Source organism: Agromyces sp. GL_144 (assembly GCF_057834305.1).
Genome location: NZ_CM174399.1, coordinates 1,454,321 through 1,468,484 on the forward strand (window position 1 = coordinate 1,454,321; position 14,164 = coordinate 1,468,484).

General features: G+C 71.9%; 10 protein-coding genes. 7 read left to right on the forward strand and 3 right to left on the reverse strand.

The features are described from left to right. Positions 1–107 precede the first annotated feature (107 nt). Complete coding sequence (locus AC3IPY_RS06505; protein ID WP_489187501.1) at positions 108–1,517, forward strand: RHS repeat-associated core domain-containing protein; 1,410 nt, start codon at positions 108–110, stop codon at positions 1,515–1,517. 201 nt (positions 1,518–1,718) lie between these two features. On the opposite strand, the gene hrpA is transcribed toward AC3IPY_RS06505, so the two are convergent. Further along, positions 1,719–5,873: an ATP-dependent RNA helicase HrpA gene (gene hrpA / locus AC3IPY_RS06510; protein WP_489187503.1), complete on the reverse strand. Its 4,155-nt coding sequence runs from the start codon at positions 5,871–5,873 to the stop codon at positions 1,719–1,721. A gap of 83 nt (positions 5,874–5,956) precedes the next feature. Between hrpA and AC3IPY_RS06515 the strand changes: the two genes are divergently transcribed. From AC3IPY_RS06515 to pnuC, 4 genes are all read left to right on the forward strand, one after another. Continuing rightward, the gene (locus tag AC3IPY_RS06515; RefSeq protein ID WP_489187504.1) at positions 5,957–6,793 is read left to right on the forward strand and encodes an aldo/keto reductase; all 837 of its coding nucleotides are present in this window, start codon (positions 5,957–5,959) and stop codon (positions 6,791–6,793) included. A gap of 16 nt (positions 6,794–6,809) precedes the next feature. After that, on the forward strand, positions 6,810–8,909 hold the full coding sequence (locus AC3IPY_RS06520) for a thioredoxin domain-containing protein (protein ID WP_489187506.1): 2,100 nt from the start codon (positions 6,810–6,812) through the stop codon (positions 8,907–8,909). Positions 8,910–9,293: 384 nt separating this feature from the next. Further along, the gene (locus AC3IPY_RS06525) at positions 9,294–9,734 is read left to right on the forward strand and encodes a DUF3054 domain-containing protein (protein WP_489187507.1); all 441 of its coding nucleotides are present in this window, start codon (positions 9,294–9,296) and stop codon (positions 9,732–9,734) included. Beyond that, positions 9,731–10,402 (forward strand): nicotinamide riboside transporter PnuC, encoded by a 672-nt coding sequence (gene pnuC, locus AC3IPY_RS06530; protein ID WP_489187508.1) that lies wholly within the window; start codon positions 9,731–9,733, stop codon positions 10,400–10,402. Before AC3IPY_RS06525 ends, pnuC begins: the two co-directional genes overlap by 4 nt. 3 nt (positions 10,403–10,405) lie before the next feature. Here pnuC and AC3IPY_RS06535 read toward each other — a convergent pair whose 3' ends face one another. Further along, a complete protein-coding gene (locus tag AC3IPY_RS06535) occupies positions 10,406–10,738 on the reverse strand; it encodes a hypothetical protein (protein ID WP_489187509.1) in 333 nt (110 codons plus the stop codon). Positions 10,739–10,904: 166 nt separating this feature from the next. Here AC3IPY_RS06535 and AC3IPY_RS06540 point away from each other — a divergent pair, with 166 nt between their 5' ends. Further along, the gene (locus AC3IPY_RS06540) at positions 10,905–12,542 is read left to right on the forward strand and encodes a DUF7059 domain-containing protein (RefSeq protein ID WP_489187511.1); all 1,638 of its coding nucleotides are present in this window, start codon (positions 10,905–10,907) and stop codon (positions 12,540–12,542) included. Positions 12,543–12,565: 23 nt separating this feature from the next. On the opposite strand, the gene AC3IPY_RS06545 is transcribed toward AC3IPY_RS06540, so the two are convergent. Then, complete coding sequence (locus AC3IPY_RS06545; protein WP_489187512.1) at positions 12,566–12,991, reverse strand: DUF1761 domain-containing protein; 426 nt, start codon at positions 12,989–12,991, stop codon at positions 12,566–12,568. A gap of 219 nt (positions 12,992–13,210) precedes the next feature. On the opposite strand from AC3IPY_RS06545, the gene AC3IPY_RS06550 reads away from it, so the two are divergent. Next, positions 13,211–14,143, forward strand: a complete 933-nt coding sequence (locus AC3IPY_RS06550) for a J domain-containing protein (RefSeq protein WP_489187514.1) — start codon at positions 13,211–13,213, stop codon at positions 14,141–14,143. Positions 14,144–14,164: the final 21 nt, after the last annotated feature.

Here is a 14,164-nt window from a genome sequence, read left to right on the forward strand (position 1 = left end):
GCGTACATCGAGGCGCTTCGCGGGCGCTCGTCTGTACGCCCTGGCAGGGTCGATCGAGTCGGCGCGCCGGCGCCGTATCGAGACCAGAGGCGCCCTCGACGGGTGCGATGGGCGGTGCGGCACCGTACTGGACGGACTGCACGTATGACGTGCTCGGCAACCGTATCGGGCAGACCGCTCACACGACCGCGGGTGGCACGATCACGACCACGCTGGCGTACGGGACCGGCGGCGCCGGCCCGCATCAGTTGGTGTCGGCGAGCACCGGCAGCGCCACCACGACGTACACCTACGATGATGCGGGCAACCGGGTGTCGAGGCAGGTCGGCACGGGCACGGCGACCGGGTACGAGTGGGACGTTGAGGGTGAGCTGACCGCGACCGGTGACGCCTCGTTCGTGTACGACGCGGGCGGGGACCGGTTGGTGCGTGCGGATGCGTCGGGGACGACGGTGTATCTGGGCGGTCAGGAGATCCGTATCAGCGGCAGTGACGTCCAAGTCACCCGCTACTACCAGTTCGCGGGGCAGACGGTTGCGGTGCGCACCGGGCGCGGTCTCGGGTCCGCGGTCACGTCGTTGGTCAGCGATGCGCATGGGACGCCGGTTGCGGCGGTTTCCAATGGTGGGCATCCAGCGGTGACGCCGGTGAAGCGCCTGTATACGGATCCGTTCGGTGGCAGGCGTGGGGCTTCGGCTGCGGGCACGGTTCCTGGTGATGGTCAGTTCTTGGGCAAGACGAGGGATGAGTCGACGGGGCTGACGTTGTTGGGGGCGAGGTATTACGACGAGGTCGTGGGTGGGTTCCTCAGCCCGGATCCGATCATCGATCTTGCTGACCCGCAGCAGTGGAACGCGTATGCGTATGCGGGGAGCAATCCGGTGAGCCGGTCGGATCCGTCGGGGTTGCTCGCCCTCGGGGCCACGGATGATGTCGATGTGAAGGGCAAGTCGTTCACGTCGACGGCGAACGGGACGGTGAAGGCGTCACCACCGAAGAGCGTCGACCCGCCGGTGGATTGCGGCGGCGATGAGGGGTGGCGTACGGCCGGGGCGATCGGGATCGCGGTGCTCGCGGGTGCTGGTGCGATCGTTGCGGGTGCGGCGTGTATCGCGTCGGTGGTGTGCGGGATCGGTGCGGGTATCGCGATCGGTGTCGGGATCGGGTTGGCTGCTGGCGCTGCTACGTATAGCGTCCAGAATGCTGGGACGAAGCGGTGGGACTGGGGCGGGTTCGCCACGGAGACCGCGATCGGTGGCGCGTTCGGCGCGATTCCCGGTGGTGCTGGGGTGAATGCCGGGAAGTCGGTGTTGAAGGCCGGCGCGACTGCCACGGACTTTGTAGCCGACACCGCCCGAATCGGGACGGCCGCGGCGCACGCAGGAGCGGACAACGTCGCCAACAGCGGCAGGCTCGCGCAACAGTTAGCTCGCGAGTCGGCTGAGTCCGCCTTTACCGCGTCGGGGCATTTGAGCCAAGGAGCGATTGAATCGCCCCTGGTTTCGCGGAGGACCTGAGTCCCCGGGCGGGTGAAGGTAGGCCAACATTGAGGACGTATCCGCAGGGGTTCTCGGATACGCGGATTCCTGCCCAGGCTGGGAGAGCTGTTCCTCTTCAGCCAGGGCCTCGCCACAGCTCTCCGCATCAGCCCGCCTGAGGGGCTGGTCTCGATACGCTCCTTCGTCGCTACTCGACCGGCGGGGCGCGCTCCTTCGTCGCTACCTGACCGGCGCGGCCAGCGCCTTCGCGATGCGCTGCGGCGAGACGGGCTCGGCGGTGCGCAGCTCCTGCGCGAAGAGGCTGACGCGCAGCTCCTCGAGCATCCAGCGCACGCGCACCAACCGGTCGGATGCCTCGGGGTCGATCGGGATGCGCCCGCCTGCGGCTTCGAACGCCTCGAGCGCCGGCTCGAACTGGTTCATGGCCTGGCGGTCGCGGCCGGGGTTCTCGACGAGCTTGGCGATGCGCGCGACGAGCGCGTCGAGGTAGCGGGGCAGGTGCCGCAGCCGGTCGAGGCCGGTCGCCGAGACGAACCCGGCGGGCACGAGCCCGTCGAGCTGCGTGCGGGCGTCGCCGAGCGCGGCCATGAGATGGATGCTCGACGCCTTCGCGATGGCGCGGTCGGCCTCGCGCGCGGTGCGCAGAATGCGTGCGACGAGCGCGACGGTCTCGAACATGCGGTCGAGCACGCCGGCGGCGATCGCGTCGCGCACGGCGTCGAACTCGGCGCGGGTGCGCAGCAGGCCGTCGGGATGCCTGGCGCGCAGTTCGGCGTCGACGCAGGCCGCGAGGCAGTCGTCGAGCAGCGCGCGGGGGCCCGAATAGGCGCTCGCCGCGAGCGCGAGCTTCTCCTCGTTCGAGAGGTGCTCCTGCACGTAGGCGACGGGTGTCGGCGTGGCGAGCACGAGCAGGCGACGGATGCCGCGGCGCGTCGCCCGATCGCGTTCCTCGGCGGTCGCGACGAGGCGCAGGGACACCCCGGTCTTCTCGTCGACGAGCGCGGGGTACGCACGGATCACGTTGCCGGCCTGCCGGGTGTCGAGGTGCGTCGGCAGCTCGTCCCACTCCCAGGTCGTGATGCCCGAGCGCTCGGCAAGGGCGGGGTCGACGGCGGCGGGTGGCGTGCGCGCCTCACGCGCGGCGGCGGCATCGGGTCGCGCGGGCACTGCACCGCCGCGCCGACGCCGCCCCGTGGCATCCGCCCCTCCCGAGACGGCACCGCCGGTGACCGCCTTCGCGACGGCCTCCCGCGTGCGCGCGGCGAGCTGGAGCTGCAGCGCGCCGAGGTCCTTCGAGGCGCCGAGTGTTCGGCCGCGCTCGTCGACCGCGCGGTACGTGACGCGCAGGTGCGGCGGCACGCGTTCGAGGTCGAAGTCGCCCGGGTCGACCGTGGCGTAGGTGAACGAGCGGATGATGCGACCGAGCGCGGCCGCGAACGGTTCGCGCTGCTCGCCCCCTTCGGGGCCCGAGGGCAGTTCCGCGGCGATCTTCGCGGCCCATTCGGCGGCCGGCACGACCTGACGGCGGATGACCTTGGGCAGCGTGCGCAGCATCGCCGTGATGAGCTCGTCGCGCAGGCCCGGCACCTGCCAGTCGAAGCCGCTCGGCGAGATGCGCGGCAGCAGCACGATCGGCACGACCACGGTCACGCCGTCGTCTTCGGTGCCCGGCTCGAAGCGGTACGAGAGCGAGAAGGTCTGGTCGCCCTGCACCCAGCGGTCGGGGAACGCGTCGCCCGTGTCGGCCACGGCCTCCTCGCCGAGCAGGTCGGCACGCGTCATCGTGAGCAGCTCGGGGCGCTTTCGGTGCTCGCCGCGCCACCAGCGTTCGAACGACCGCGTGTCGGAGACCTCGGCCGGCACCCGCGTTTCGTAGAAGCGCACGACGGTCTCGTCGCCGCCGAGCAGGTCGCGGCGGCGCGTGCGCTCCTCGACCTCGCCGAGCTCGCGGCGCAGGGCCGCGTTGGCGCGCACGAAGCCGAACACGCGACGGTCGAGCCGGTCGGCGTCCCAGTCCTCCTCGACCAGCGCATGCCGGATGAACAGCTCGTGCGCGAGCTGCGGGTCGACGCGGCCGAGCAGGATGCGCCGCTTCGCGACGATCGGCACGCCGAAGAGCGTGACCTTCTCGTCGGCCACGGCCGAGCCCTGGCGGCGCTCCCAGCGCGGCTCGCTGAACGTGCGCTTCGCGAGCGGGCCGGCGAGCTGCTCCGCCCACGCGGGGTCGATCGCGGCGTTGGTGCGGCCGAAGAGCCGGCTCGTCTCGACGAGCTCGGCGCTCATGATCGCGGCCGGCGGCTTCTTCGCGAGCGCCGAGCCGGGGAACACGACGAACCGCGCGTTGCGCGCGCCGACGAACTCGGCCTGCTGGCGGCGGCCCTTGCGCTCGGACTCGCGGGCCGTGCCGGCGCCGCCGCGCCCCGACGAGGTCTTGCTGTCGTCGCGCAGGCCGATCTGCGAGAGCAGGCCCGCGAGCAGGGCGCGGTGGATGCCGTCGCCATTGGGTTCGCCGGCCTCCTTCGCGCCAGGCTCATTCGACACAGCCAGCCCGAGGGGCTTGGCGAGCCGCACGAGCTGGCGCACGAGGTCCTGCCACTCGCGCACGCGCAGGTAGTTGAGGTACTCGCTCTTGCACATGCGCCGGAACGCGCTGCCGGAGAGCTCGCGCTGCTTCGCCTCGAGGTGGTTCCAGAGATTGAGCAGGCTGAGGAAGTCGCTCGTCGGGTCGACGAAGCGCGCGTGGAACTGGTCGGCCTGCTCGCGCCGCTCGAGCGGGCGCTCGCGCGGATCCTGCACGGTGAGGCCCGCGACGATGGCGAGCACCTCGCGCGAGACGGCCTGCGCCTTGGACTCCAGCACCATGCGCGCGAAGCGGGGCTCGATCGGCAGGCGCGAGAGCTGGCGGCCGATGCGGGTGAGCTGGGGGCCGCGTGCGGCCGTGGCATCCGCTCGCCCGTCGCGCCTCGCGCGGTCGCTGCGCTCGCTCGGCCCGTCGTCGATCGCGCCGAGCTCGCGCAGCAGGTCGAGGCCGTCGCGGATGCCGCGGCCGTCGGGCGGCGTCAGGAAGGGGAACTCCTCGATCGGGCCGAGCCCGAGCGAGGCCATCTGCAGGATGACGGCCGCGAGGTTCGTGCGCAGGATCTCGGGGTCGGTGTACTCGGGGCGGCGCCCGAAGTCCTCTTCGGAGTAGAGGCGGATCGCGATGCCGTCGCTCGTGCGCCCCGATCGGCCAGAGCGCTGGTTCGCAGAGGCCTGCGAGATCGGCTCGATGGGCAGGCGCTGCACCTTCGAGCGCACCGAGTAGCGGCTGATGCGCGCGGTTCCGGCATCGACGACGTAGCGGATGCCGGGCACCGTGAGGCTGGTCTCGGCGACGTTCGTGGCGAGCACGACGCGTCGGCGCAGGCCGGCCACCTTCGACGGTTCGAAGACCCGGTGCTGGTCGGCCGAGGAGAGGCGCCCATAGAGGGGGAGCACCTCGGTCTCGCCGCCGCGGCCGCCGCGCGCGGTCGCGTAGTGCGCGCGCACCGCGGCCTCGGCGTCGCGGATCTCGCCCTCGCCCGAGAGGAAGACGAGCACGTCGCCGGATGACTCGCGGTCGAGTTCGTCGAGCGCGTCGAGGATGCCGCGCTGCACGTCTTTATCGTCGGCCGCGGCGCCCTCGTCGTCGCTGTCGTCTCCGCCCGCGCCTGCTCCGGACTCGGCGACGAGCGGCCGGTAGCGCACCTCGACGGGATAGGTGCGGCCCGACACCTCGATGACGGGGGCGGGCTCGGGTTCGGGCAGGGGCGCGCCCGAGGCATCCGTCGCGCTCGCGAAATGCCGCGCGAAGCTCTCGGGGTCGATCGTCGCGCTCGTGACGATGACCTTGAGGTCTGGGCGCCGGGGCAGCAGCCGCTTGAGGTAGCCGAGCAGGAAGTCGATGTTGAGGCTGCGCTCGTGCGCCTCGTCGATGATGATCGTGTCGTACTTGCGGAGGTCCCGGTCGCGGTGGATCTCGTTCAGCAGGATGCCGTCGGTCATGACCTTGATGCGCGTGGCCTCGCTCACCTGGTCGGTGAAGCGCACCTGGTAGCCGACGAGGCCGCCGAGCTCGACGCCGAGCTCGTCGCTGATGCGCTCGGCGATGGTGCGCGCGGCGATGCGTCGCGGCTGGGTGTGCGCGATCGAGGTGCGGCCGAGTTCGAGGCAGATCTTCGGCAGCTGCGTCGTCTTGCCCGAGCCGGTCGCGCCCGCGACGATGACGACCTGATGATCGCGCAGGGCGCGCGCGATCTCCTCGCGCTGACCGGAGACGGGCAGCTCGGGGGGATACGTGATCACGGGCATCGCCGGGGCGGCGGTCGCGTTCTGGGTCGCAGGGGTCGAGGTCATCAGCCCTCCATCGTACGGCGAGCGGTCTTCGCGCATGGCGAACCCCCTGTCGGATGCCACGACCGGCGTGGTGGGATGGAGTCATGACCGATCAGCTCATTCCCCGTGTCCAGCTCAACGACGGCTACTCGATCCCGCAGCTCGGGTTCGGCGTGTTCAAGGTCGATCCGGGCGAGACCGAGCGCATCGTGAGCGACGCGCTCGAGGTCGGCTACCGGCACCTCGACACGGCCCGCATCTACGGCAACGAAGAGGGTGTCGGGCGCGCGATCGCGGCCTCCGGCATCCCCCGCGAAGAGCTCTTCATCACGACCAAGCTCTGGAACGACGACCAGGGCGCCGAGTCGGCGCGCACCGCCTTCGAGCAGAGCCGCGAGCGCCTCGGGCTCGAGTACGTCGACCTCTACCTCATCCACTGGCCCACGCCGGCGCGCGACCTCTACGTCGAGACCTGGAAGGCGCTCGAGCAGCTCCGCGAGACCGACGGCGTGCGTTCGATCGGCGTCTCGAACTTCCTCGTGCACCACCTCGAGCGTCTCCTCGCCGAGACCGAGATCGTGCCCGCGGTCGACCAGATCGAGCTGCACCCGTACCACCAGCAGCCGGCGACGACGGCCTTCGCCGAGGAGCACGGCATCGGCATCGAGGCCTGGGGTCCGCTCGGGCAGGGCAAGTACCCGCTCTTCGACCTGCCCGAGGTGACCGGCGCGGCCGCCGCGCATGACGTGACCCCGGCGCAGGTCCTCATCCGCTGGCACCTGCAGCGCGGCCACATCGTGTTCCCGAAGTCGAACCGGCGCGAGCGCATGGTCGAGAACTTCGACGTGTTCGGCTTCGAGCTGAGCGCGGAGGAGGTCGACGCGATCACGGGCCTCGAGCGCGAGGGTCGCGTGAGCTCGCACCCCGACGAGGTCAACTGAGCGAGGTCGTGATCTCGTGAACCGACTCGCCGGCGCGCTCAGCCCGTACCTGCGTTCGCATGCGGGCAACCCCGTCGACTGGTTTCCGTGGGGTGAAGAGGCGTTCGCGGCGGCGCGCGAGCGCGACGTTCCCGTGCTCGTCTCGATCGGCTACGCCACCTGCCACTGGTGTCACGTCATGGCCCGCGAGAGCTTCAGCGACCCCGCGGTCGCGGCCGTGCTCAACGAGCGGTTCGTGGCGATCAAGGTCGACCGTGAAGAGCATCCCGACGTCGATGCGAGCTTCCTCGCCGCGGCCTCCGCGTTCACGAAGCAGCTCGGCTGGCCGCTCACGGTCTTCGCGACGCCCGAGGGTCGCGCCTTCCATGCCGGCACGTACTTCCCGCCGCGTGCGGTGCAGGGCGTGCCCGCGTTCGTCGACGTGCTCGCGGCGGTGACGGATGCCTGGCGCGAGCGCCGGAGCGAACTCGACGAGACGGCCGCTGCGGTCGCCGAGGCGTTGGGCGCGGCATCCGTCGCCTCGACCCGCGGCGACCTGCCCGACGCCGCCGCGCTCGACGCGGCCGTCGCGCTGCTCGCGGCCGAAGAGGATCACGTGCACGGCGGGTTCGGCGGAGCCCCGAAGTTCCCGGTGGCGCCCGTGCTGGACTTCCTCGCGGCCTCCGGCGGTGTCCCCGGCGCCCCCGGTGCCGTCAGCTCCGGCCGCGCGCTCGCCGAACGCACGCTGCTCGCGATGGGGCGGTCGCCGCTGCGCGACCCGGTCGAGGGCGGCTTCTTCCGCTACGCGACGCGCGCCGACTGGAGCGAACCGCACTACGAGCGCATGCTCACCGACAACGCGCTGCTGCTGCGGGTGCTCGCCGAGCTCATGACGGGGGCGGATGCCTCGGTCCCGGCGTCTCCGGCGGCCGGCTCCGCCGATCTCGCCGATCTCGCCGATCTCGCATCCGGCGTGGCCGCGTTCCTGCAGGATGTGCTGCAGTTGCCGTCGGGCGGGTTCGCGAGTGCGCAGGACTCCGAGAGCGACGTCGACGGCGCACGCTCCGAGGGCGGGTACTACGCGCTCACGGCAGAGGAGCGGAGGTCGCAGCCCGCGCCCGCCCTCGACGACAAGGTGCTCGCCGGATGGAACGGACTCGCGATCGGCGCACTCGCCCGGTACGCCGCCGTCGTCGGCGATGCGGGAGCCGGCGCTGACGCGCTCGTAGCGGCGACCCGTGCCGCCCGGCACGTGCTCGGCCTGCACCTTCGTGACGACGGAGTACTCGTGCGCGCCTCCCTCGGCGCCGAGGTCTCCGACGCCCGTGCCACGCTCGAAGACCTCGGCATGCTCGCCGGCGGGCTCATCGACCTCGCGCTGGCCACGGGCGAGGTGTCGTACGCCGTGACGGCGCGCACCCTCATCGACGGCGCGCTCGCCGCAGGCGGCGCGTCCGGCGCATCCGGCGGGTCGCTCGTCTTCGCCTCGCCCGGCGGAGCCGACCCGGTGCTCGCAGCCCGCGGACTCGCCATGCCCGACGACCCCGCCGAGGGCGCCACGCCCTCGGGCCTCACCTCCTGCGCCGACGCCGCCTGGCGGCTCGCGGCGCTCGGCGCGGGCGACCGGTACCTCGAGGCCGCTCGGGCGGCGATGCGCACGGTCGCCGGCATCGCGGTGCAGCGCCCGATCGCCTTCGGCGGCTCGCTCGCGCTCATGCGTCGTCTCGCCTCCCCGCTCGTGCAACTCGTGACGGTGGTTCCGGATGCCGCGACCGACGGTGCTGCCGACGCCAGTGCTGCCGACGTCGACCTTCCGGGCGATGTCGAGCTCACCGAGCCCGTCACCGTGTTCGACCCCGTGCTCGGCGCCCAGTTCCGCCCGGCATTCGACCCGACCGTGGAACTCATCGATGCGACGCGCCGACACGCGGCCTCCGTCACCGCGATCATCACGCAATCGCAGGCCCGCGCCTTCGCCGATGCCGGCTTCGAGCTCTTCGAGGGACGCGCCGCGCTCGGCGGCGAGGTCACCGCATATCGCTGCGAGTCGTTCATCTGCGCGCTGCCCGTGCACTCGGCCGCGGATCTCGCGACCGCCGCTGCAGCCGCAGAGGCCGCCCCAGACGTCGATCTCTGACACGCGCAGCCTCCCGGGGGCCTTCGCCCGACGGAGGGTTCCCGTCGGAAACGCGGTGGTGAAGTGGTGAAGTGGTGCCACTCCGGGAACGGACTCCTCCCTTGCACGATCGCAGGCCGGCGATGCGCCGGAGAGGGGGGGTGCCTCCAGAATCGTGTGTAGCCGTGTAGCCGTGTAGCCGTGTAGCCGTGTAGCCGTGTAGCCGGTGTTCTGAAACTGACCCCCCGACCCCAGACGTACGATGAGGGCGTGAATCCTCCTTCTGCTGCGCCGCGTTCTGGCGAGCCGCGTTCGAATGCCGCAGGCACAAGCACAGGCGCGGCCGCAGGCACAGGCGCAGGCACTGGCACAGGCCCAGCCACGAGCGCCGGCACCGGCGCGGTCGTGCTCGCCGCGGCGATCGACGTGGTGCTCGTGATCGTGTTCGCGCTCACGGGGCGCAGCAGCCATGCCGAAGCGCTCGACCCCGTTGGACTCTGGGGGACCGCGTGGCCGTTCCTCGCCGGAGCCGCACTCGGGTGGCTGGCGATCCGCGCCTGGCGTGCACCGTTCGCCGTGTGGCCGACCGGCGTCGTGATCTGGGCTGCGTCGGTGCTCTTCGGCATGCTGCTCCGGGCCGTCACCGGGCAGGGCACCGCCCTCGCGTTCATCATCGTGGCGACGCTGACGCTCGGCCTCCTGCTCGTGGGCTGGCGGGCGATCGCCACGCTCGTGCTCCGCCTGCGACGCCGAAGGGCCGGCACTGCGGCATCCGATCGCACTGCGACATCCGCCGGCACCGAGGCATCCGCCGGCACCGAGGCATCCGGAAGCACCACCCCGTGAACCCGATCGAGTGGCTGTTCGACGCGCAGCTCGTGATCGGCGACCAGGTGATCCTGTGGCGCGAGATCGTCGGCAACCTCTTCGGTCTCGCGAGCGCGCTCGGCGGGCTGCGGCGCAAGATCTGGGCGTGGCCCGTCGGCATCGTCGGCAACGCGCTGCTGTTCACGGTGTTCCTCGGCGCGGTGTTCGACACCCCGAACCCGGTGAACCTGCTCGGCCAGGCCGGGCGGCAGGTCATGTTCATCATCGTGTCGATCTACGGCTGGGTGCGGTGGTCGCAGCATCAGCGCGCGGGCGGTGGCGACACGCCCGCCGTCGAACCGCGGTGGGCCGGATGGAAGGTGCGCATCGCGCTCGGCCTCGGCATGGTCGGCGGCACGCTGCTGCTCACGCCGCTCTTCCGGGCGCTCGGCTCGTTCGAGCCGGTCTGGGCCGACGCGTGGATCTTCGTCGGGTCGTTGCTCGCGACCTACGGCATGGCCAAGGGATGGACCGAGTTCTGGCTCATCTGGGTGGCGGTCGACCTCGTGGGCGTTCCACTGCTCATCAGCGCGGGCTACTACGCGTCGGCGTTCATGTACGTCTTCTACGGGGCGTTCACGCTGCTCGGCTTCTTCACCTGGATGCGCGTGCAGCGCCGGGCCGCCGAGCAGGCGCTGCCGGGCTGAGGGTCACCAGGCTGACGGAACCCGGTCGAGCACCTTCCACACCGCGGCGCTGAGCTCGGGCAGCTCGAGCGCGATCTCGCGCAGCACCTCGAACTCGAACTTCTCGGCATCGCCCGCGCGGGCTGCCGGGTGGTAGGCGCGGGCTCTCGGAAGGCTCCACCGTTCGGAATGGATGCGCTCCTCGCGGAGCGTGGCGACGACCTGCTCGTCGACCGACGGCAGGTCGGGCAGGAAGACCCACGGGTCTTCACCCATGCGACACCGCAGCTCGATGAGCGCGGAGAGCTCGTCGCGTGCGTCCTGCCGCAGGTTCTCCAGCGTCGTCGCGTGTGTCATTGGCGACCTCCCCTCGCTGTCTCGATGCTAGTCAACGCTACGTGGCCCGTGTGTCGCGCGGGTTACGCGGGATGACCCCAGATGGCCGCCCGATGACATGCGGGTGACGCCCCGTATCGTGCCCGTGGCCGCCCCGGCTCGACGAGGGGTGCGCTTGAATGGACGGATGAACGCGAACGACGCCTCGGCCCAGGATCGCAGCGGCACCATCGGCACCGCCGCCCCCGTTCGCCGCCGCGAACTGCTCGCCCTGCTCGCGGCCGACCTGCGCTCAGCGCGGTTCGCCGTCGCCTCGCTCGAGTCGCTCTGGGGCGCCGAGGCCGCGGCGGCCCTGCATCGCGGGCAGCGCGTTCCCGCCCGGCGCGTGCTCGACGCCAGGCGCGCCGAGCGTGCGGCATCGGCCGAACTGGCGACGCTCGCCGAGCTCTTCGTGCTCGGCATCCCGGTCGACCGCGACGACCTGGCGCGTGCGCTGCCGGCGCTCGGCGTCGACGGCGCGATCGAGCTCGGCCTCGTCGGCGGCAGCCCCGGCGATGACGCCGAGGTCTCCGACGAGCGCGAGGCCCGCGGCATCCGCCCCCTGCTCGACCTGCGCCCGTACGCCTTCGACGACGCGCATGGCACCGGCGAGTGGTGGATCGCCTCCGACCTCGGCGAACTCGCCCTCGGGCATGCGCTCGGCGAGCAGCACGTGCTGGGCGTCGGCGGTGCGTCGATGACGCTCTCGGGCCTCATGATCCCGGATGCCGCGGGCAGCGTGCTCGACCTCGGCACGGGATGCGGCATCCAGGCCATGCACGCCTCGCGGTTCGCCGATCGCGTCGTGGCCACCGACATCTCGGCGAGGGCGCTCGAGATCGCGGCGATGAACGTCGAGCTGAACGGCATCGAGGGCGTCGAGTTCCGTCTCGGGAGCCTGTTCGAACCGGTCGCGGGGGAGCGCTTCGACCGTGTCGTCTCGAACCCGCCGTTCGTCATCACGCCGCGCCGCGAGGGCGTGCCCGAGTACGACTACCGTGACGGCGGCATGGTCGGCGACGGCATCGTCGAGGCCGTGATCACCGGCGTCGGCGCGCACCTCGAGCCCGGCGGCATCGCCCAGCTGCTCGGCAACTGGGAGTACCGCGGGCGCGGCGACGCGTTCGACCGCGTCGACGAGTGGCTCGCCCGCAGCGGTCTCGAACACTGGATCATCGAACGCGACGTGCAGCACGTCACCGAGTACGCCGAGACCTGGATCCGCGACGGCGGCACGCGCTCGGGCGAGGACTTCGACCGGCTCTACGACGCCTGGCTCGACGACTTCGCCGCGCGAGGCGTGCGCGAGGTCGGCTTCGGCTACGTGCTGCTGCGCCGGCCGGAAGGCGATGCGCTCGAGGCATCCGCTCGCCTTGCCCGCCTCGAACGGCTGCACGGACCCCTCGGTTCCGACGGTGCGACGCTCGGCGGCCACCTCTCGGAGTGCCTCGCGGCGCACGACCGGCAGGCCGCGCTCGACGACGCGGATCTCGCCGGATCGCGGCTCGCGGTCGCGCCCGACGTGACCGAGGAGCGACACCACTGGCCCGGCGACGAGAATCCCACGGCCATGCTGCTGCGGCAGGGCGGCGGGTTCGGGCGCGCGATCACGCTCGACACGGGGCTCGCGGCACTCGTGGGCGCTTGCGACGGCGAACTCGAGGTCGGGCAGATCATCGCGGCGATCGCGCACCTGCTCGAGGTCGACGCGGTCGCGCTCGCCGCGGAACTGCTGCCCGCGGTGCGCACGCTCGTCGACGACGGCGTGCTGCGCTTCGCGGAATAGCGGGCTCGGTCGGTCGGGCGGGGCTACACCGTGCCGGCCGGCGGCCAGACGCCGATGATGAGCGCCATGACCACGAACGTCACGAGCTCGTGCGCGATGTTCAGGATCGTGAGACCCGATGGCCGCCCCTCGAACGCGTCGTGGGTGACGAAGCGCGCCGCCGTGAAGCCGGCCCACGCGACGACGGCGACGGTCAGCGTGACGCTCAGGTAGTTGCCGCCGAATGCCGTCCAGGTGACGTACGTCGCGATGGCGAGCACCCACGCCGAGATGAAGCTCACGATGAGGGTCGTGAGGATCGGGCCGACCGCGCTGCGGTCCTCCATGTCGACCTTCGCGACGCGCATCCAGTAGTTGCCGAACACGTTCGGCGTGTACCAGATCGATCCCACGATCATCGTGGAGATCGTCGCGAGCGCGACCGCCCAGTAGTTGACCTCGATCGACATCGATCACCTTCCCCCTGCGGCATGACCTGCGACATGACCTGCGACATGGCCTGCGACATGGCCTGCGGCGCGCCGCTCGCCCGGAACCGCTCGCCCGGAGTCTATCGACGAGGAAAGCTCAGCACCGGGAGGCGCGCTCACACCGGCGCGACAGCTGCGCCTGAGCCGCCTCGAAGGAGGGCGGCGGTAGTCTCGTCTGCGCACACCGAAAGCGAGCCCATGCCCGACAGTCCGCTCTCCGCCTCACCGTACGAGGTCCTCGGCGTCCGTGCCGACGCGAACCTCGAAGAGCTCCGCCAGGGGTACCGCCGTGCCCTGCGCCGCGCCCACCCCGACACGGGCGGTTCGACCGCGCAGTTCGACGCCGTGCAACGCGCCTGGACGCAGGTCGGAACTCCCGAGGCCAGGGCGGCGTTCGATCGCAACGGCCGCAGCGCGTCGCCCGAGCCGACGCACGAGACCTGGGCGCCCGCCGCGCCGCGCCCGCGCCGCGACTCGCGCCCGCTCGCCCGCTCGTACGGCCACCCGGGCGGCCTGACGCGCCAGAAGTACCTCGACGGCATCCGCGAATGGGTCGGCTACGGCGACGAGATCCCCGACCCCTACGAACCGTCGCTCGTGCGGCGCGCACCCCGCGAGATCCGGCACCTGCTCGCCGACGCGCTCGCCGAGGAGTCGACCGCGCGCTCGCTCTCGACGCTCGGCATCGCGTTCACGGTCTGGCACGACGTGGCGACGGATGCCGCGGGACCGGGTCTGCCGCCCAAGCTCGATCACCTCGTGCTCGGCCCCACGGGCCTGTTCGCGATCCAGTCCGAAGACTGGGGCGGGCCCGTGCGGTTCCGGCGCGGGGAGCTCATCGGCGAGGCGCTCGCCGGCGAACGGCCGGTGCGCGCACTGGCGGCCCGCGCGAAGGCCATCGGCCGAGCCGCGAAGGTCAAGCCCACCGCGCTCGTCGTGGTCGTGCCCGACGAGTTCGCCGACGAGCCCCTGCAGATCGGCGGCTCGCACCGCGGTGCGGTCGTCGCGCTCGTGCGGGCGTCGCGCCTCGCGAGCGCCGTGTTCGAGGGCATCCCGGGCTCGCCGCACCTCGGCGGCTCCGAGGTCATGGAAGTGCGCACACGGCTGCAGCAGACGGTGCGCTTCGCCTGAGCTCACGCGACCGCCGGTTCG

What these genes read in the sequence shown, in the direction of transcription:
- AC3IPY_RS06515 (WP_489187504.1), top strand. Translation starts at nt 5,957, where the DNA reads ATGACCGATCAGCTCATTCCCCGTGTCCAGCTCAACGACGGCTACTCG.
- AC3IPY_RS06545 (WP_489187512.1), bottom strand. Translation starts at nt 12,991, where the DNA reads ATGTCGATCGAGGTCAACTACTGGGCGGTCGCGCTCGCGACGATCTCC.
- AC3IPY_RS06505 (WP_489187501.1), top strand. Translation starts at nt 108, where the DNA reads ATGGGCGGTGCGGCACCGTACTGGACGGACTGCACGTATGACGTGCTC.
- AC3IPY_RS06550 (WP_489187514.1), top strand. Translation starts at nt 13,211, where the DNA reads ATGCCCGACAGTCCGCTCTCCGCCTCACCGTACGAGGTCCTCGGCGTC.
- AC3IPY_RS06535 (WP_489187509.1), bottom strand. Translation starts at nt 10,738, where the DNA reads ATGACACACGCGACGACGCTGGAGAACCTGCGGCAGGACGCACGCGAC.
- AC3IPY_RS06540 (WP_489187511.1), top strand. Translation starts at nt 10,905, where the DNA reads ATGAACGCGAACGACGCCTCGGCCCAGGATCGCAGCGGCACCATCGGC.
- hrpA (WP_489187503.1), bottom strand. Translation starts at nt 5,873, where the DNA reads ATGACCTCGACCCCTGCGACCCAGAACGCGACCGCCGCCCCGGCGATG.